The organism is Bradyrhizobium sp. Kon10, from assembly GCF_055807395.1.
Genome location: NZ_JBVVOZ010000022.1, coordinates 25,871 through 45,327 on the forward strand (window position 1 = coordinate 25,871; position 19,457 = coordinate 45,327).

Below are 19,457 nucleotides of genomic sequence, written 5' to 3' on the forward strand. Positions count from 1 at the left end.
GAGGCGGGCCGCTCCAGGTCCACTAGTCGCGTGACGGGCGCCGTGATGAGGCTCCAACCAAAGGTGTGGCTGTCAGGCGACCCGTCACTAGGACCGATTGTTACGAAGCGCGCGCCGTGACCCCCGGCCTGGTCCTTTGCTTCACCGCCGCCATCAGCGTATTCGCCGCCGGACCCGACGAATGCGGGTTTTGTCCCGTGATCAGCAAACCGTCGCTGACGACGTGTGGTGCCCAGTTCACCTTTTTCGAAAAGATAGCGCCGAGGTTCAACATCTCGTCTTCGACAAGGAAGGGAACAATCTTGGTGAGGCCGACCCCTTCCTCCTCCCCATTGGTGAAGCCGGTAACTTCCTTGTCCTGCACCAGAAGTTTGCCCTCCGGCGTCTTCACGTGACGCAGTGCCCCGGTGGAATGACATACGACGGCAATTATCTTGCCGGCCGCAATAAAGGACTCGATCAGTTTGATGGAGTTCTGGTCTTCGGCGAGATCCCACATCGGCCCGTGGCCGCCCGGGTAAAAGACGGTGTCGAACTCTTCTTGCCTGACGCTGTCGAGGCGAACGGTTTTGTCGAGATCGGCTTGCGCGTCTTCGTCCTGTTCGAACCGGAGCGTCAGCTCGGTGCGGCTTTCCGGTTCATTGCTCTTCGGGTCAAGCGGCGGCCGGCCGCCCTTTGGGGATGCGAGCGTTACCTCGACGCCGGCGTCCTTGAAAACGTAGTAGGGGGCAGCGAGTTCTTCGAGCCAGAAGCCGGTTTTTCGCCCGGTGTTACCCAGTTGGTCGTGTGATGTGATCACCATCAGCACTTTCATCACTGTCTCCTTGGTTTGCGGTCATGAATGAAACGCCACTTGGCACCGAACGATGCTCAGACGCATCTCGCCCCTTCGCAGGCTATTTGCCGAGTTGATCTCGAAAACTCGCGAGAACGAGTGACGTTGTCCTTAGCGGATCGACAGCGCGGAACTCACTCATACACTGAGCGCCAATCACTCATACATTGATATGAGCGGCATCTTCCCAACGTTGAATGGTTCGGAACGGGGCGCGCCGACATGGTTTGTCGAGCGCCGGTCGGATCGTAACGCGAGTCGGTGCGATACCAAGGGGCCAAAAGATAGGGTGATGCACATGTCTGAAAAAGCCCGCTTGAATTTCTTCGGCCGGCGGCGATTTCTTGAGGTGGCCACGGGCGCGTTGGCGGCGACGCAATTTATCCCAGTTCAAGTTGCCGATGCGGGGCTGGTGCTCGACGCGCCCATACAACTGGCTCAATCCGAGGGGACGGGTTCCTTTACGTGGCTGAAGCAGATCGACGCTGGCGTGCTCGACGTCGGATACGTTGAGGCGGGTCCCGTCGACGGACCGGGGGTCATTCTGCTGCACGGCTGGCCTTATGACATTCATAGCTTCGGTGAAGTGACACCGCAGTTGGCCGCAGCGGGTTTTCATGTCGTTGTTCCCTATGCGCGGGGCTACGGCTCGACCAGCTTCCTGTCGAAGGAAACGCCGAGGACGGGTCAGCCGTCTGCCCTGGCGGTCGACACGATTGCGCTGATGGATGCACTCAACATCAAGCAGGCAACGGTTGCCGGCTTCGATTGGGGAGCTCGCACCGCCGATATCGTCGCTGCACTCTGGCCGGATCGCGTCAAAGGCCTCGTGTCCGTGAGCGGCTACCTCATTGGAAGCCAGCAGGGGGGGAAGACGCCGCTGCCTCCGAAGGCCGAGCTTCAGTGGTGGTACCAGTATTATTTCGCGACCGAGCGCGGCCGTGAGGGGTACGACAAATACCGGCGCGAATTCGCCGAGCTGATATGGAAGCTGGGGTCGCCAAAGTGGCAGTTCAGTGATGCTACGTTCGCGCGCAGCGCGGCCGCCTTCGACAATCCGGATCACGTCGATATCGTGATCCATAATTATCGATGGCGGCTCGGATTGGCCGAAGGCGATCCGAGCCTTGAGCAGTTGGAAGCGAAACTCGCCGCCGCCCCGCAAGTCAGCGTCCCCACTATAACCCTCGAAGGCGACGAAAACGGTGCGCCGCATCCGGATCCGGCCGCTTACGCCAAAAAGTTCTCCGGCAAATATCTGCATCGCCTCCTCAAAGGCGGCGTCGGTCACAATTTGCCTCAGGAGGCTCCGGCCGCCTTTGCCCAAGCCGTCATCGACGTCAGCAAGATCTGATCCATCAATCAGCATCAGGAGTAAGTGACATGGTACGTCTCCCGCATTTCCCCCCGGGGCAGACGACGGCCGATTTCGAAAGCTACCAGGATCGCCGCCAGTTCCTCAGCACGGCTGCGATGGGTATCGCCGCAGGAGGCGCGGCCAGCCTGCTCTCTGCGCGTCCGGCTCCGGCAGCGGAAAGTGGCGCTGTTCGCCCGTTCCACATCGACATTCCCAAAGACGCGCTCGCGAACCTGCGCGAACGCGTGACGATGGCCCGCTGGCCGGACCGCGAAACGGTCGCGGACGCCAGCCAAGGCGTGCAGCTGAAGACCATCCAGCAACTCGCGCAGTATTGGCGGACCGATTACGACTGGCGCAAGGTGGAAACGCGGCTCAGGGGCTTGCCGCAGTTCGTCACCGAGGTCGACGGGCTCGACATTCATTTCATTCACGTTCGTTCGAGACATGACAATGCGCTGCCGATGATCGTGACACATGGCTGGCCCGGCTCGATCATCGAGCAGATGAAGATCATCGATCCCCTGACCAATCCCACGGCGCACGGCGCGAGCGCGTCGGACGCGTTTCATCTCGTGATCCCGTCATTGCCTGGACACGGTTTTTCGAGCAAGCCGACCGCGCCCGGATGGACCCCTGTCAGCATTGCCCGTGGATGGGCCACGTTGATGCAACGGCTCGGCTACACACGGTATGTGGCGCAGGGCGGGGATTGGGGGAACGCCGTCTCGGAGGTGATGGCGCTGCAGCAGCCGCGGGGATTGCTAGGCATTCACACGAATATGGCGGCTACCGTTCCAGCCGACGTTTCAAAAGCTCTTTCGGCTGGGGGCCCGGCACCCGCCGGCCTCTCGGCTGACGAAAAGCACGCTTGGGATCAACTCGATGATTTCTACAAGCATGGCCTGGCCTACGCCCAGGAAATGTCTAATCGGCCGCAGACGCTTTACGGAATCGCGGATTCGCCGATCGGTCTCGCCGCGTGGATGCTGGATCACGATATCCGCAGTTACGGTATGATCTCACGCGTCTTCGATGGAATGCCGGAGGGGCTGACCAGGGACGACATCCTCGACAACGTCACGCTCTACTGGTTGACGAACACGGCGATCTCCTCGGCTCGGCTCTACTGGGACACCGCGAAAATTTCGACGGGAGGAGGCTTCTTTGACGTCCGGGGCGTCACGATCCCCGTCGCCGTGAGCGCCTTCCCCGACGAAATTTATGCGGCCCCGAGAAGCTGGGCAGAGCGGGCGTATCCCAACCTCATCCATTACAACAAGCTCGACAAGGGCGGGCACTTCGCAGCCTGGGAACAGCCTGAGCTGTTTTGCGCCGAGATGCGTACGGCCTTCAGGCCGCTACGCCAGTCGATCTGACGCGAATCGACTCGTCCGCCAGCGCGTTTCCTTGCTCGAACCAGACATCAGGAGTGCTTTTCATGAACCGACCTGAGCGAACTTTTACCACTGAGCAAATCCAGCTGGAGCGCCGCCTCCCATCATACTGGCGCGTGGCCTTCGACATGCCGCCGGTGAACATCTTCGGCCCGAAGCATCTTCCTCTGCTCAACGACGTCATCACCGCGATCGAGACCGACCCGGAGCTGAAGGTCGTCGTGTTCGACAGCGCCGTCGAGGGATTCTTCATCACCCATTACGACTTCCTCGCCCCACTGGAAGAATCAATGAGCATCCCGCCGGGACCGACCGGGCTGCAGTCGCTTCCCGACATGCTTGTCCGACTCAGCCGTGCGCCGGTCGTATCGATCGCCTCGATTCGGGGCCGCGCCACCGGGGTCGGCAGTGAGCTTGCGTTGGCGAGCGACATGCGCTTCGCGAGCCGCGAGAAGGCGATCCTATCGCAATGGGAAGTCGGTGCCGGCCTTGTGCCCGGCGGCGGGCCGATGGCGCGATTGCCGCGTTTGATGGGGCGAGGGCGCGCGCTCGAAGTATTGCTCGGTGCCGATGATATCCCCGGCGACCTCGCCGAACGGTACGGCTACGTCAATCGGTCGTTGCCGGACGCTGAACTTGACCGGTTTGTCGAAGCACTCGCAATGCGCATTGCGTCGTTCGACAAGGAGGCGATCGCTGAGACCAAGCGTCTCGTTGACGTCGCGAGCCTGCCGGCGGATCTGGAAATTCGGCCCGAGTGGGACGCGTTCTTGGCCTCCCTCGGCCGTCCCGCGAGCCAGAACAGGATCAAGGCGCTGATGGCACGCGGCTTCCACCGTGCCGGCGACGTTGAGAATCGACTGGGTTTCCACGTCGGACAACTCGGCGGCTGAGACGATCGCCGCGGCGGGGGTCGACGAAAGGCGCCGTCGATGTCGGAGCGGTCCTGTCCGGAACGTAAGGAGCGGTATCATGGGTTTTACCATCAACATTAACGGAACCCCACGGAGCATCGACGTCGATGGTGACACGCCGCTGCTCTGGGCGCTGCGCGACGTGCTCGGCATGACCGGCACGAAGTTCGGCTGCGGCATGGCGCTGTGTGGCGCCTGCACCGTGCATCTCGACGGCTCGGCCGTCCGTTCCTGCATCACGATGATCGACAGCGTTGGTGACTCCAAGATCACAACGATCGAGGCGATAGGTGCGACAGCGGTCGGCGCGAAGGTCCAGAAGGCCTGGCTCGACCATGAGGTCGCGCAGTGCGGATATTGCCAGTCTGGCCAGATCATGTCGGCGTCGGCACTGCTGAAGGATAAACCTCATCCGACCGATTCGGACATCGACGATGCGATGAGCGGCAATCTCTGCCGTTGCGGCACTTATGTCCGCATCCGCGAGGCGATCAAGCTCGCCGCGCAATCGCGGACGAAGGAGGGTTGAAGATGGCTTTCGATCGCAGCGCGGGGCGCACGTCATACGACGATCTTTCTCGCCGCAATTTCCTGATCAACAGCGCCGTTGCCGGGAGCGGCCTGGTGCTTAGCGTAAGCCTGCCATTCGGCCAAGGCAGGGCCGTCGGTAACGACAGCTTCGCACCGAACGCCTTCATCCGTGTCGGCACCGACGGGCAGATCGTGCTGACCATGCCCTATGTCGAGATGGGGCAGGGCACCTACACCTCGATCCCGATGCTGATCGCGGAGGAGCTTGAAGTCGGCCTTAAGCAGGTCCGGATAGAACACGCTCCGCCGAACGAAAAGCGCTACGCCAATCCGTTGCTGGGCGTGCAGGCGACCGGCAATTCGAACGCGATTCGTGGCGCCTGGAAGCCGCTCCGCGAAGCGGGCGCGGCTGCGCGGATCATGCTGATCGCGACCGCCGCAGGGCGCTGGGGCGTCGATGCCGGTGCCTGCCATGCCGAAGCAGGTGAAGTGGTCCACGCGCCGAGCGGGCGGCGCCTGAGATATGGCGAACTCGCCGCGGATGCCGGGCACATCCCGGTGCCGACCAATGTGGCGCTGAAGAAGCCCGAAGAGTTCAAGCTGATCGGCACGCCGGCGAAACGGCTGGACGCCTCCGGCAAGGTTAACGGCTCCGTCGTTTACGGCATTGATGCCCGCCCACCCGGTGTGAAAATCGCGACGCTGGCCCAATCGCCCGTCTTTGGCGGCCGGTTGAAGACCCTGGATGACTCCGCCGCCAAGGCGGTCAAAGGGGTGCGCCAGATCGTTCGTCTCGAGGATGCCGTTGCCGTCGTGGCTGATCATATGGGTGCTGCGAAAAAGGGCCTGGAAGCGCTCAAGATCGAATGGGATGAGGGCGCCCATAGCGGCCTGGGTACCCAGGACGTCGTACGTGACCTCGAGCAGGCAACTCTTGGGCCGGGTTCGGTCGCGCAAAGCATTGGTAATGCCGATGAAGCCATGGCGAATGCCGCAACCAGGGTCGAGGCGAGTTATCAGCTGCCTTTCCTGGCCCACGCAACGATGGAGCCGATGAATTGCACGGTTCATTTTCGAGGCAGTGAATGTGAGATTTGGGTCGGCACCCAGGCGATTGCGCGCGTCCAGGCAATGGCGGCGAAGGCCGCCGGTCTGCCGGTCGAGAAGGTGATCGTCCACAATCATCTCATCGGCGGCGGCTTCGGTCGGCGCCTCGAGGCCGACGGCGCGGTTCGCGCCGTCGAGATTGCCAAGCAGGTCGATGGACCCGTGAAGGTGGTGTGGACGCGCGAGGAAGATATCCAGCAGGACATGTACCGGCCCTATTGGGTCGACCGCATCGCGGCCGGTCTGGACAAGGACGGCAAGCCGATCGCCTGGCGCAATCGCTTCGCAGGTTCTTCCGTGATCGCCCGGTGGCTGCCGCCGGCCTTCAAGGATGGCCTCGATCCCGATACGACGGAGGGAGCGATCGATCTGGTCTATGCACTTCCAAACTTCCATGTCGAATATGTGCGCGCCGAGCCGCGGGGCATCCGGACCGCGTTCTGGCGCAGCGTCGGTCCTTCGCACAACGTCTTCGTCACCGAGAGCTTCATCGATGAGCTGGCGGCAGCCGCGAGGCAGGATGCGGTGGCTTATCGCCGTATGCTTCTCGACCACAATCCGCGAGCGAAGGCCGTGCTTGATCTGGCAGCAGAGAAAGCCGGCTGGGGCTCGGTATTGCCCAAGGGGCGTGGACGCGGCATTGCCCTGCAATACGTGTTCGGCAGCTACCTCGCCCAGGTGGCTGAGGTCGAGGTTGTAAAGGACGGCTCGGTTCGGGTCCATCGCGTGGTCTGCGCGATGGATTGCGGCACCGTGGTCAATCCCGACACGGTCCAGGCGCAGATCCAGAGCGGCGTGAACTTTGGCGTGACCGCGGCGCTCTATGGCGAGATCACGCTCAAGGACGGCCGTGTCGAGCAGACCAATTTCGACACCTACCAGATATTGCGCATCAACGAGGCGCCCGCGATCGAGGTGCACGTGGTCAAGAGCGCTGAACCGCCGGGTGGAATGGGCGAGGCCGGCACTTCAGGCATCGTTCCTGCAATCGCGAATGCGATCTTTGCCGCCACCGGAAAGCGGCTGCGCAAGATGCCCATCGATGTCAACGCGCTCAAGCAACCGGTTTGAGGCAAACCAGTCAGAACAAGCAAGGAGAAGCGACGTGATTCGCAAAGCAAAAGCGGTTTGGAGCGGGAGCGGCCGTGCCGGAGGCGGCCACTTGTTCAGCGAATCCGGAGTGCTGGCCGAGACGGCCTATTCCTTCAAGACGCGTTTCGAGAACGAGAAGGGGACGAACCCAGAAGAGCTTATCGCAGCAGCACATGCCGGGTGCTTCACGATGTCGTTGGCATTCGTGCTGCAGAGCGCCGGCTTTACGCCGACGGAACTCAGCACCGAAGCAGCCGTGACGCTTGAGTCGGACGGTAAGGGATTCCGCATCAGTCGATCCGCGCTGACTTTGCGAGGCAATGTGCCAAATCTAGACGACGCAGCGTTTGCGCGCCTCGCGGGCGAGGCGGAGAAGAGCTGTCCGGTGTCCAAGGTTCTCAACGCGACGATTACACTGGATACGAAATTGATCCAGTGACTGCAGGCTTTCGATCGTCACGGAAAGGAGAGCGGCGATGACCCTGAAACACCAGCCTGATCAGGCCGATTTCAAAGCGATCTTGCCGGAGGAGATCGACTGGAAGCCGTTTCCGGCGTTTCCGGCTGGTGCTCGTTTGGCGATCATGGTTGGCCACCCGGCGGAACCCGGTCCTTATGTGGTCAGAGTGAAGTTGCCGACCGACGCCAAGCTGATGCCGCACAAGCACCCGGAAGATCGAATCTACACGGTTATGTCCGGTGTTTTCTACATCGGGCTCGGTGAGACCTTCGACGCCGACAACGTGCAAGCCTATCCGCCGGGAAGCGTCGTCGTTCTGCCGGGAGAAACCTGGCATTTCCACTGGGCGAAATCCGGCGAATACGTCACGCAGGTGACGGCGATCGGTCCGCTTGGTCTTGAATATCACGACCCGCGCGACGACCCGCGGCATCGACACGCCTGAGGGCAGGGTCCTGGAATTGATCCTGATCCTGACGTCATCGGGAACTATCGGCTAAGGGGAGGAAGTCAATGAGTATTCGAGAAGCCCAAGCGCGAAAAACCGCTTTGCTCAAGACACCTACAGATCTGACGCCGGATGCGATCCGAGATATCTCGGGTGCCTTGAACATACTGCTTGCGGATGTGTTCGGCTTGTATCTGAAGACCAAGAATTTTCATTGGCACGTGTCCGGTCCGCACTTTCGCGATTATCACCTTCTCCTCGACGAGCAGGGTGACCAGATCTTCGCTACGACCGACGCCATCGCCGAACGGGTGCGCAAGGTCGGAGGCACGACATTGCGTTCGATCGGGCATATCGGCCGCTTGCAACGTATCCTGGACAACGACGCAGGTTTCGTTACCCCGATGGACATGCTCGCCGAGCTCCGAGACGACAACAGACAAATCAGTGCAGCCGCGCGCGAAACGCACGGCCTCTGCGACGAGTATGGCGACGTGGCTACCGCGAGCCTGTTGGAAAATTGGATCGATGAAGCCGAGCGGCGCACCTGGTTCTTGTTTGAGGCCACACGGCGCGGTGAGGGGTGACTGCAGCATAGGAAATTGTCGAACACTTGTTTCGCGTCAGCCGCCGGGATGCTGAGAGCATAGCTCCCCGTTCAGCTTCTCAAGCGATTGTTCCCCGATCGGCAGCGTCATGTAAAAGACAGCTCCGTGAGGCTCGTTCGGTGTTGCCCAGAGCCGGCCGCCGTGCGCTTCGACGATCGAGCGGCAGATCGACAGCCCCATCCCCAAACCGCTGGATTTGGTTGTGTAGAAGGCCTCGAAAATACGCGGGAGGCCCGCTGGAGGCAGTCCTGGCCCGGAATCACGCACGGCTACGAGTACGCCGTCCGACTCGGCCTTGCTAGTGCTGATCGACAATTCGCGTGATCCCGCCCCGACCTCGTTCATCGCTTCGATCGCGTTCATGATCAAATTCAGGACTACCTGTTGCAATTGCACTTTGTCCCCCAGAATGCGCGGGAGTTCCTTTGCCAGTTGCATCTTCGCCGAAACACCATTGTCTGACATTGCGGTATGCGTCAGCCCCATAACATCCAAAATTGCGTCGTTGACTTCCAGGCTCTCCATCCGCACCGGCGCCTTCTTCGAGAAATCCCGAATCCGACTCAAAATATCGGCGGCCCGCTTGCCGTCGTCGATAACTCGCTCGATGGACGGTTTGGCCTTTTCCAAATTGGGTGGTTGGTGGGCGAGCCAACGCAGAGCGGTTCCGGCATTCGTAAGCAGGGCAGCGAGAGGTTGATTGACCTCGTGCGCGATAGAGGCCGTGAACTGCCCCATGGTGACCACGCGGCTCGCGTGCGCCAGCTCCATTTGAGCCTCGCGGAATCGCCGCTCGCTCTCGATCAGTTCGTTCTCGGCCCGTTTGCGGTCTTCGATGTCGTAGGTTGCCGCGTACCAGGCGATAACCTCTCCGTTCCTCCGCAACGGCACACGCCGTGTAACGAACCAGCGGTATTCGCCATCGGCTCTTCGAAGGCGAACTTCCGACTCGAAAGGTTCACCTGTGACAAGCGCGACATCCCAGGCAGCTTCAAGTCGTGGAACGTCATCGGGATGGGTAATGATGCTGGTGCGCGTGGTCCACTTCGTCGTTGTGAGTCCGCTGTATGTTCGTCCGACTTCATTGACATAATCTATTATACCGTCAGCCCGGTGGCGAAGTACCAATACGGGCACCGTGTCGATCATCAATTGAAGCTCATGTCTGGCTTTGGCCAGGTCAGCTTCGCTCTCTCGCAACGCGTCCTCGGTTCGCTTTCTTTCGTCGATATCGAACGCGATAGCATACCATTTGATCACCTCACCCGTCTCGCCCTGTAGCGGTACGCGGCGAACCCGATGCCACCTGTACTCTCCATCGGCTCTTCGCAGGCGCTGCTCCAGCTCGAACGGTTCTCCTGTCGCGATGTGTTCGCGCCACTTTCGTTCGACCATCTGCTCATCATCGGGATGCAGCGCGCTTCCCCAACGGCGGCCGCCGAAATTATCCTGTGGCAGGCCGGTATAGTCCCGCCAGTTCTTGTTGCGGAAATCCATGAATCCGTCGGCCCGATATCGGGCGATCAGTGCGGGAACCGTGTCGACGATCAGCCGAATCTCCTGCTCGGCTGCTCGCGCCCTTGTTGCGGCCTCGCTGTGTTCGGCGTTGTCGACACGCAGCCTATCGTTTTGCTCCTGCAATTCCCCGATCATTATCTGCTGGCTGTTGCCTAGCAGTTGTAACGGGGCTGAAGTTCTTCTCTGGGCAGCAGACAGCATCACCACGAGTACCGATGCGACGATAAACAGTCCCGCTCGGAGAATTTCGTTGGACTGGAGTACTTCGGGATAGCCCGGCGATAGAAGAGGGTATTGGAGAGAAAGAAAGGTCAGCACGGAAGCGAGCGCCGCCGGGCCCGGACCTGCTGCCAAGGCCACAAACATGACCGTGCAGAGAAACAACAAGAGCGCAGGATCGGCGTTCCATGACGGCAATACCGCCAAAGCCACCACGGCTGATATTGCCGTCGAAACAATCGCAATCGCGTAATTTACAATCATTGGGCACTTCAGGATCCGCGAAAGAGCGGACGTCGTCGTGATCATCTTCCCCCGCCTGCTCACCACCAGTTCGGCCTGCGCAGAGGCACGCAAGGCAATCGACAATGCGTGCGAACGAAACGTTCGTATTGTCGGAGAAGTGGACTGACGGGGATACGGCTATCGGCCGAGTTTCCGGAGGATTGGTTTGAGAGCATCGGCCATCCGAACCAGCTCGGCATAAGTTCGTGCGCCCATTTTATGCATGGCCGCACCTCGATGAATTTTGACGGTAATTTCGCTGATCCCGAGGTCGCCGGCTACCTGCTTGTTCATCTTGCCGGTCGTGACGAGCAGCATCACTTCCTGTTCCCGCGGGGATAGCGTTTCGAAGCGCTCTTTCAGTCGCGAACCGTCGTTTTCGACGACGCGACGCTCTCGATCGCGCTCGATGGCGGCCAGGACGGCATCGAGCATGTCCTGATCGCGAAATGGCTTGGGAAGGAAATCTACAGCGCCATGCTTCATGGCGTGGACAGACATCGGAATGTCCCCATATCCCGTCATCATCACCACCGGAATTCCGACGCCGATCTGGACCAGCCGGGTTTGAAACTCGAGGCCGTTCATGTCGGGTAGTCTGACGTCGAGGACGATGCAGCCAGGCCGGTCCGAGAGGTTTGCCGAAAGGAAGTCTTTCGCCGTGGCATAGGTCTGAGTCTGCAGTCCGACGGAATCAAAGAGACCCTCTAGCGCGCCGCGCATAGAAGCATCGTCGTCGACGACGTGCACCAGGGCCTTTTCGTTGGTGGCTTGCCGCATGCCGTTTGCTATGTACCGTGTTTTCACGGGTTTGTTAGCACAAACGGGAACGGACCGGGGATCACACCTATGTATAGGAGGATACTCCTCCGGCCGTCTCGAAAAGGTCAATTGTGGCGGCGCCTTAGCTTACGCTCGTCAGCGCAGCGGGCGCGTAGATCGAGAACAGCGACCCTTCCCCCACCACCGACCGGACTTCGACCCGGTGGCCAAGCACCTCGATCGCACGGCGGACGATAGCGAGCCCGATGCCCAAGCCATTACTGCGTTCGGGCGCAAGACGCATGAAGGATTCGAAGATTCGAGGCAGTTGGTCTTCCGGAATACCGATCCCTGTGTCGTATACATCGATCCTGATTTCGGACCCTTTGTGGCGGCAGCCGATCAAAATCCGTCCTCCAGCCTCCGTGTATCTCGTGGCGTTAGTCAGCAAATTTTGGAGGATGCAATCGAGCAGCACCGGATTGCTCATTACATGGGCATTCGTTGTAACGGTCCGAAGATCGATGCCTGCTTGAATAGCGGCATCTTCATTTTCGTGTCTGAGCCGCCAGAACAGGGGCCCGAGTCCGACGGAGGAGACCTCCAGCGCGTTGGTTCGTTCGGCGAGGTAAAAGGCATCCACCAGACAATCGAGCTGTTCGGTCAGCTTTGTGACGGCCCGCTCTCCGCGGTCCAGCCACGCTTGTTGCGGCATTTGCTCCAGGCGCGAGCGCAGCAGCGAATACGTCCCCTGAATGACCTGCAAGGATTGCCGGAGATCATGTCCCATCATCCCGACAATCGTCGTCTGAAACTCCCGCGCGACGAGGGTTTTCGGCGTCCGATCTTGCATGTTTGGCGCGGCGATGAGGCTTTCGATCGTTCTCATGTCTTCCCCCGTTGGCTCGATGGCGTAGTTCCATCAAAAGCCGGTCGACGGCGTCTTTGCCATCCTACGTTTCGGTGCCGCTTATCAGCTCATCGTATGATGATGACGATCAGATCCGCCAGCATATGCCGGGACACAGGGAAAGGTTGTGGGCCAAGAGGGGGCTTTCCAAAGCGCTGGTAGGCTGGATTTGGCGCCGAGCCTGTCCGGAACGAATATCCCATCCAAACGTACAGCCCGTCTGCGCAAAACGGCCTGAAAACGCTGGCAAATTCCGAGCGGCTGACCTTGCCCCGCATCTCTGGGCCGCAGCTATAACACTCTTGTATAATTTCTAGGCATCCGGGGCGCGTGCAAAGTTCGATTTCCCCCGCTTCTTCAGACAATTGGGGGCATGGATGTTGTGTGGCAAGACATCTCGAAATCGCAGTCATCGACGATGACGAGTCATTCCGAGTAGCGCTCGTGGAATCGCTGTCCTCGCTCGGGTATGGATCCAGCGGGTACGCCTCCGCTGAGGACTATGTTCGTGTGATTGGGAGCAGCTCGTTCAATTGTGTCGTTTCGGACATTCACATGCCGGGCATGAGCGGGCTGGACTTGATGAAATACCTCGCCGCTCGGGGATCGACGACCCCCGTCGTCTTGATCACGGCACGTTCCGACGCAAACCTCGAAGCCAACGCAGCGATCGCCGGTGCCGTGTGCCTGCTGAGGAAGCCATTTGAAATAAATGACTTGATTGGCTGCATTGAAGGAGCCGTGAAAGGTTAGAACATCGCGGAGATAATTCGCGGCGCAGACTTCCCAGATGTTTTGTGTGGCGATGCTGCGATTTCTCGGTTGCGCGATTCCGTGATCGGTGCCCCAGGGATCAGAATGCTGTATTTCAGAGGTCCAATAAGCTGAGGAATTTCTCGATACGAGAGAGTGACACACGGTGTGGTTAAATGCGGCCGAGGAAAGCGGCTCAGTCGAGGTTTTGTCGCAGGAAGGCGACACGCTTTTGCGCAGGATCACGCGCCGGATTACCACCACCGACTCCAGTTCATCTATCACCGCGCTCGCGGCCTCTGAAAGTGCCGCGTCTAACAGCTTCGGCGGCCTTGCTCGCGAATACGAGCTGGCGGAATATCTTGATCGCGATTGGGCGCTCCGACCGCTGGAGCTTGTGCAGGAACACGGCCAAACTACTCTGCTACTCGAGGACCCCGGAGGCGAATTGCTTAGCCGCCATCTGGATCAGCCTATGGCAGTTGAGAGATTCCTGCGTCTCGCTATCGATATCACTTCATCTATCAGCAAGATGCACCAAGGAGGTCTCGTCCATAAGGACATAAAACCCTCCAACCTTCTGGTTAACAGCCGCGACGGTGAAATCCGACTCACTGGCTTTGGGATAGCGTCGCGCATCCCGCGCGAAAGGCAGCCACCTGAACCGCCGCGTTTCATCGCCGGGACCCTTTCCTATATGGCCCCGGAGCAAACGGGCAGGATGAATCGTTCGGTCGACTCGCGTAGCGATCTGTATGCGCTGGGTGTCACCTTCTATCAAATGCTGACGGGAAGGCTGCCCTTCACCTCGGTCGACGCGATGGAATTGATCCATTGCCATATTGCGCGAAAACCGGTCCTTCCAGACAATCTGATACCCAATCTGCCCCTGGCAACTTCTGCAATTGTCGGCAAGCTGCTCGCCAAAGCGGCGGAGGACCGCTACCAAACGGCAGCTGGATTGAAACGAGATCTTGAGCGTTGTCTGACGGAATGGGACACGCTTCGCCGGGTCGAACCATTTCCCCTAGGCGAACACGATATCACAGGCCGGCTTCTCATCCCCGAAAAACTGTATGGGCGTGAGCGTGAAATCGACACCATGCTTGCAGCATTCGACAGCGTCTTGGTGAAAGGCGAACCGGAGCTGGTGCTGGTCTCCGGATATTCCGGTATCGGCAAGTCAGCCGTGGTTAACGAACTGCATAAGGCTCTGATTCTGCCGCGCGGTTTCTTTGCGTCGGGCAAGTTCGACCAGTACAAGCGTGACATACCTTACGCTACGTTGGCGCAAGCCTTCCAGGGTATTATCCGCCAACTTCTCAGCCAGACCGAGTCCGAGCTAGACAAGTGGCGCGACAACCTCGTTCAAGCATTAGGTCCGAACGGCCTACTCATGTCGGATCTCATTCCGGAATTGAGGCTCATAATCGGAGAACAGCCGACCGTTCCGGAGTTGCCGCCACCGGAAGCCAAGGTTCGATTCCAGCTCGTATTCCGTCGGTTCATCAGTGTCTTCGCCCGGCCCGATCATCCGCTTGCATTGTTCCTCGACGACTTGCAATGGCTCGACGCCGCCACGCTCGACTTGATCGAGGATTTGCTGACGCAGCCGGATGTCGGCCACCTGCTGCTGATGGGTGCTTATCGCGACAACGAGGTCGGGCCCGCACATCCGCTCACGCGCAAGCTCGAAGTTATCCAACAAAGCGGAAAGCAGGCAAGACACATCGTCCTGGCTTCCCTAGGGAAAGAAGATCTGACTCAGCTTGTAATGGATACTTTCCACTGTGAGTCGGGTCGAGCGGAACAGTTGGCGGCGCGAGTCTTTGAGAAGACCGCGGGTAATCCGTTCTTTGTCGTTCAGTTCATCACCATGCTGGTCAATGAGACTCTTATCGCGTTCGACTACGCCGATGCGCGATGGTGCTGGGATCTGAATCGCATAGATGCCAAGGGCATCACGGACAATGTGGTAGACTTCCTAATAGGCAGGTTGAACCTGCTACCGGTCCTCACCCAACAGATCCTGCAACTGTTTGCATGCTTGGGTAATGTGGCCGACGCCGCCACTTTGGCGATGGTGGGCGCGAGATCGAAGGAAGAGATAAACGCAGAAATTTGGGAGTCTGTCCACGCCGGGTTTGTAGTTCGCCTGAACGATGCCTATGCGTTCGCTCATGATCGCGTGCGCGAGGCGGCTTACGCGCTGATACCCGCTCACGTGCGTGCGGCCGCGCACCTTCGTATCGGGCGTTTGATGCTGTCGCAAACAGCCTCCGACGCGCTTGCCGACAGTATCTTCGAGATCGTCAATCAGCTCAATCGCGGCGCCGACTTGATTTATCCGCCCGAGGAGCGCGAACGGCTCGCGGAACTCAATCTGATGGCAGGCAGGAGAGCCAAGAGTTCGGCAGCCTATGCGTCGGCATTGACGTATTTTACTGCCGGTGCCGGACTTCTATCAGAGGACAATTGGGACCATTGCTACAAGCTCGCCTTTGCGTCGCATCTTCAGCGAGCTGAGTGCGAGCATGTCACGGGCGATCTGGTATCGGCTCAAGAACATCTCGCTGCGCTTTACAGCCGAGCTCGAAGCCTCACCGATCGTGCTGCCGTCACGTGCTTGAGGGTGGACCTTTTCACGAATCTGGATCTAGCTGACCGCGCGGTCGAGATCGGGTTGGAGTACCTTGAACGTGTAGGGATCAAGTGGCCGCTCCATCCCACTGACGACGCGGTGGCGCAGGAATACGAGCGGATTTGGCAATTGCTTGGTCGCCGCCCGGTCGAGGATCTCGTCAATTTGCCCCCGATGACCGATATGGACCACCGCGCTACGCTCAATGTGCTGACGTCGGTTCACGCTCCAGCCAATTTCATCGATGGTAATTTACTTGCCCTGACCATCGGCCGCATGGCGAATCTCAGCTTTGAGCATGGCAACGCTGACGGGTCCTGCTTCGCTTACGTTTTTCTGGGCATGATCCTGCAGTCAAGGTTCGGCAATTACGACGCGGGATTCCGCTTCGGCAAGCTCGGCGTCGATCTGGTGGAGCAGGGTGGGCTCGATCGATTCAAGGCCCGCGTCTACTTGAACTTCGGGAACGCAATCAATCCCTGGACCAGGCACGTACGTACCAACTTCGACTTGCTGCGCCGCGGTTTTAACGCGGCACAGGAGACCGGCGACCCCACCTTTGTGGCGTATAGCTACGCCACCATGGTTTCGACTCATCTGGCCGCGGCAAGCGTTTTGAGCGAAGTGCAGCGAGAAGCCGAGATCGGATTGGCGTTCGTTCAGAAGGCTCAATTCGGTACCGTCGCCGATTTGATCCTCGGACAACTCGGTCTTATCCGAGCACTCAGAGGGCTAACGGTTGATTTATCATCGTTCAGCGACGCTCAATTCGATGAGCGTCAATTTGAGCGGCATCTCGACGCGGGCCCCGGCCTTGCGATGCCGGCCTGCTGGTATTGGATCCGCAAACTGCAGAGTCAATTTTGTGCCGCCGACACTCCATCCGCGCTTGCCTCCAGATCAAAAGCGCAAGCATTATTGTGGACGGTACCCGGGTTCCTTGTGCTGGCGGACTTCCATTTCTACGGAGCGTTGGCGCTCGCTGCCCAATATGAAAATACTTCGGAGGACAAGCGACCAGAATTCTTGAATGCGTTGCGAGCCCACCACAGGGAGCTTGCAGCTTGGGCGATGCGATGTTCTGAGAATTTCGAGAACCGCGCCGCACTTGTTGGCGCTGAGATCGCGCGCATTGAAGGCCGCGCCCTTGACGCCGAGTCTTTATACGAGCGCGCGATTCAATCCGCGCGCACGAATGCTTTTGTCAACAACGAAGCGATCGCCAATGAGCTTGCAGCGGGCTTCTACGCGTCCCGCGGCTTTGAGACAATTGCGCATGCCTATTTGCGGGAGGCCCGGTCCTGCTATCGGCGGTGGGGCGCCGAGGGCAAGGTGCGTCAGCTGGAAACGCTTCATCCCTATTTGCGGGAGATCGAACTCGCCCATGCCGCCTCGGCGACGATCGCGACCGGGATCGATCAACTCGACCTTGCAACCGTGGTCAAGGTGTCGCAAGCGCTATCAGGTGAGATGGTGCTGGCGAAACTGGTCGATACCCTGATGCGCCTGGCGATCGAGCATGCGGGCGCTGAGAGAGGCGTATTGCTTTTATCGCGTGGAGATAAACTGCGGCAGGAAGCGGAAGCGGTTATCGGCGAGAATAGCATCATCGTTCGTCGACCGGAGGAGTCCGCAATACGACTTCCGGAAACGATCGTTCAATATGTAAGGCGAGTGCGGGAGATTGTGATACTGGACGACGCGTCGGTTCACCCGACATATTCCGTGGATCCGTATGTGTATGGCCTCAAGGCAAGGTCCGTCCTATGCCTGCCGCTTGTGAACGAAGCCAGGATACACGGCGTGCTCTATCTTGAGAACAATCTGACTCCCGGCGTATTCACGTCGAGCCGAACTGCGGTACTGAAGCTGCTGGCATTGCAAGCTGCAATTTCGCTCGAAAATACCTATCTTTATGGGGATCTGGCGCAAGCGGTCGAACATCGGAAGCAGGCAGAGACCGTTCTTGCGGGCGAGAAGCACGTGTTGGAGTTGATTGCCTCGGGACAGCCTCTTAGGGAAGTGCTCGCCGCACTATGCAGATTCTTTGAGAAATCGGCGCCGGAATGCCATTGCGGCATTTACCCGATCGACGGTCGTAACAAGATCTTCGAATTCGGCGTCGCACCCTCTCTTCCTGCGAGCTACACCAATCCAATCCGGGGGGCGTCGGTTGCTTCCGATGATTCTCCACGCGGCCGCTCAATCAGCGAAAAAGCGCAGGTGATCGCCGAAGATATTGGATCCGACCCACGCTGGATGGAGGCACCGTGCCGGGCTCATGTTCTGGAGCACGGCTTGAGAGCGGTTTGGAGTACGCCGATTTGCTCACGGGAAGGAGCCGTCATTGGCACCGTTTGCGTCTATCAGCAAGACCCGGGCAGTCCGTCCTTGCATCATCAGGAAACCATTGGGCATGTTGCACACCTCGCGAGCATCGCGATCGAACGATCGCAGGCTGAAGCCTTGCTGAAGCGAAGTGAGTTCTACCTCACTCAGGGGCAACGGATAAGTCTGACCGGTACTTTCGCATGGGATGTGGCTACGGATGAGATCACGTTTTCAGATCAACTCAAACGCATTTGGGAGTTCGAGCCAGATACCGTGGTGACCTTCGGCCTGCTTCGTGAGCGCACGCATCCGGATGATCTCCGAAGGACAGGTGGTTACCTGGAGCAGGTGCGTGCGGGATTTGACAACCCGGATTATGAAATGCGGCTGATAATGCCGGATGATCGAATCAAATATTTGTGGGTGTGCGCGCGTGTAGCAAGGCACGAGGACGACAGACTGGAATGTCTCGGTGCCATTCAGGACATTACACGACGGCGGCTTGCGGAAGATGCGCGTGACAAGGTGCGATCGGAGCTGGCGCACGTAAGCAGGGTCGTTAGCCTCGGAGCTTTGACGGCATCCATTGCGCACGAGGTAAACCAGCCCCTTGCGTCTATACTGACCAGCGGTGAGACTGCGCTCCGCTGGCTGAACCAACCGGAACCCAATTTCGAAAGGGTGCAGCAAGTCCTGAAGCGCGTCGTCAATGATGCGCGACGGGCTGCTGATGTCATCGACCGTGTTCGTACGATGGCAAGCAAGGGGGCGTCGAGGCGGTCGGAGACTGCGCTCGCTGACATCATCACGGAATGCACGGCTTTGTTGCATCAGGAACTCCAATCGAGGAATGTGTCGAAGTCGCTCGATTTGGCGTCCGACCTGCCGAAGGTGACGGTTGACCGTACTCAATTGCAGCAGGTTGTCGTGAACCTTGTCGTCAATGCGGTACAAGCCATCACCTCCTCGAAAGTGGCGCGCAGGAATATTGCCATTCGAACACAGCAGATCGATTCCGAAACAGTCTGCTGCATTGTGGAAGACAGCGGCCCTGGCATCGACGCTGAGCATCTGCCGCGTCTGTTCGACAGTTTTTTTACGACCAAGGAAACGGGAATGGGGCTGGGCTTGCCGATCGCGCGGTCGATCATCGAAGCACACAATGGGACCATTCGAGCCGACAACAGCTCGAGCCTTGGCGGAGCCAGGCTGATCATCGAACTGCCGGCAAGCGTTGCGTGAGCCTACGGCCGCGCCACGAATGTTACGCGAATGTTTAGGACGAGATT

At 59.2% G+C, this 19,457-nt stretch carries 14 protein-coding genes; 10 read left to right on the top strand and 4 right to left on the bottom strand.

What is annotated here, in order from left to right:
- Positions 1-100: 100 nt before the first annotated feature.
- The gene (locus AC0L2O_RS25850; RefSeq protein WP_473371697.1) at positions 101-814 is read right to left on the bottom strand and encodes a type 1 glutamine amidotransferase domain-containing protein; all 714 of its coding nucleotides are present in this window, start codon (positions 812-814) and stop codon (positions 101-103) included.
- Positions 815-1,133: 319 nt separating this feature from the next.
- Between AC0L2O_RS25850 and AC0L2O_RS25855 the strand changes: the two genes are divergently transcribed.
- The 8 genes from AC0L2O_RS25855 (at position 1,134) to AC0L2O_RS25890 (ending at position 8,728) form a co-directional block, all read left to right on the top strand.
- Positions 1,134-2,189 (top strand): alpha/beta fold hydrolase, encoded by a 1,056-nt coding sequence (locus tag AC0L2O_RS25855; RefSeq protein WP_473371698.1) that lies wholly within the window; start codon positions 1,134-1,136, stop codon positions 2,187-2,189.
- A 29-nt stretch (positions 2,190-2,218) separates the two neighbouring features.
- Entirely contained in the window at positions 2,219-3,571 is a 1,353-nt protein-coding gene (locus AC0L2O_RS25860; RefSeq protein WP_473371699.1) for an epoxide hydrolase family protein, read from the top strand.
- A 62-nt stretch (positions 3,572-3,633) separates the two neighbouring features.
- A complete protein-coding gene (locus AC0L2O_RS25865) occupies positions 3,634-4,482 on the top strand; it encodes an enoyl-CoA hydratase/isomerase family protein (RefSeq protein ID WP_473371700.1) in 849 nt (282 codons plus the stop codon).
- A gap of 79 nt (positions 4,483-4,561) precedes the next feature.
- Positions 4,562-5,032, top strand: coding sequence for a (2Fe-2S)-binding protein (locus tag AC0L2O_RS25870; RefSeq protein WP_473371701.1), 471 nt, complete (start codon positions 4,562-4,564; stop codon positions 5,030-5,032).
- Positions 5,033-5,034: 2 nt separating this feature from the next.
- Positions 5,035-7,212: a xanthine dehydrogenase family protein molybdopterin-binding subunit gene (locus AC0L2O_RS25875; protein ID WP_473371702.1), complete on the top strand. Its 2,178-nt coding sequence runs from the start codon at positions 5,035-5,037 to the stop codon at positions 7,210-7,212.
- A gap of 34 nt (positions 7,213-7,246) precedes the next feature.
- Entirely contained in the window at positions 7,247-7,672 is a 426-nt protein-coding gene (locus AC0L2O_RS25880) for an OsmC family protein (protein ID WP_473371703.1), read from the top strand.
- A gap of 37 nt (positions 7,673-7,709) precedes the next feature.
- Positions 7,710-8,138 (top strand): cupin domain-containing protein, encoded by a 429-nt coding sequence (locus tag AC0L2O_RS25885; protein WP_473371704.1) that lies wholly within the window; start codon positions 7,710-7,712, stop codon positions 8,136-8,138.
- Positions 8,139-8,206: 68 nt separating this feature from the next.
- Positions 8,207-8,728 carry a Dps family protein gene (locus tag AC0L2O_RS25890; RefSeq protein WP_473371705.1) on the top strand — a complete coding sequence of 174 codons (522 nt, stop codon included), beginning with the start codon at positions 8,207-8,209 and terminating at the stop codon, positions 8,726-8,728.
- Positions 8,729-8,764: 36 nt separating this feature from the next.
- Here the strand turns inward: AC0L2O_RS25890 and AC0L2O_RS25895 are convergent, their stop codons facing one another.
- The 3 genes from AC0L2O_RS25895 to AC0L2O_RS25905 form a co-directional block, all read right to left on the bottom strand.
- Positions 8,765-10,795: a PAS domain-containing protein gene (locus tag AC0L2O_RS25895; protein WP_473371706.1), complete on the bottom strand. Its 2,031-nt coding sequence runs from the start codon at positions 10,793-10,795 to the stop codon at positions 8,765-8,767.
- Positions 10,796-10,909: 114 nt separating this feature from the next.
- Positions 10,910-11,551: a response regulator transcription factor gene (locus AC0L2O_RS25900; RefSeq protein WP_473371707.1), complete on the bottom strand. Its 642-nt coding sequence runs from the start codon at positions 11,549-11,551 to the stop codon at positions 10,910-10,912.
- A gap of 124 nt (positions 11,552-11,675) precedes the next feature.
- Positions 11,676-12,422, bottom strand: a complete 747-nt coding sequence (locus AC0L2O_RS25905; RefSeq protein ID WP_473371708.1) for a sensor histidine kinase — start codon at positions 12,420-12,422, stop codon at positions 11,676-11,678.
- 405 nt (positions 12,423-12,827) lie between these two features.
- Here AC0L2O_RS25905 and AC0L2O_RS25910 point away from each other — a divergent pair, with 405 nt between their 5' ends.
- Together AC0L2O_RS25910 and AC0L2O_RS25915 are read left to right on the top strand one after the other, a co-directional pair.
- The gene (locus AC0L2O_RS25910) at positions 12,828-13,196 is read left to right on the top strand and encodes a response regulator transcription factor (RefSeq protein WP_473371709.1); all 369 of its coding nucleotides are present in this window, start codon (positions 12,828-12,830) and stop codon (positions 13,194-13,196) included.
- 166 nt (positions 13,197-13,362) lie between these two features.
- Positions 13,363-19,410, top strand: a complete 6,048-nt coding sequence (locus tag AC0L2O_RS25915) for an AAA family ATPase (RefSeq protein ID WP_473371710.1) — start codon at positions 13,363-13,365, stop codon at positions 19,408-19,410.
- Positions 19,411-19,457 lie beyond the last annotated feature (47 nt).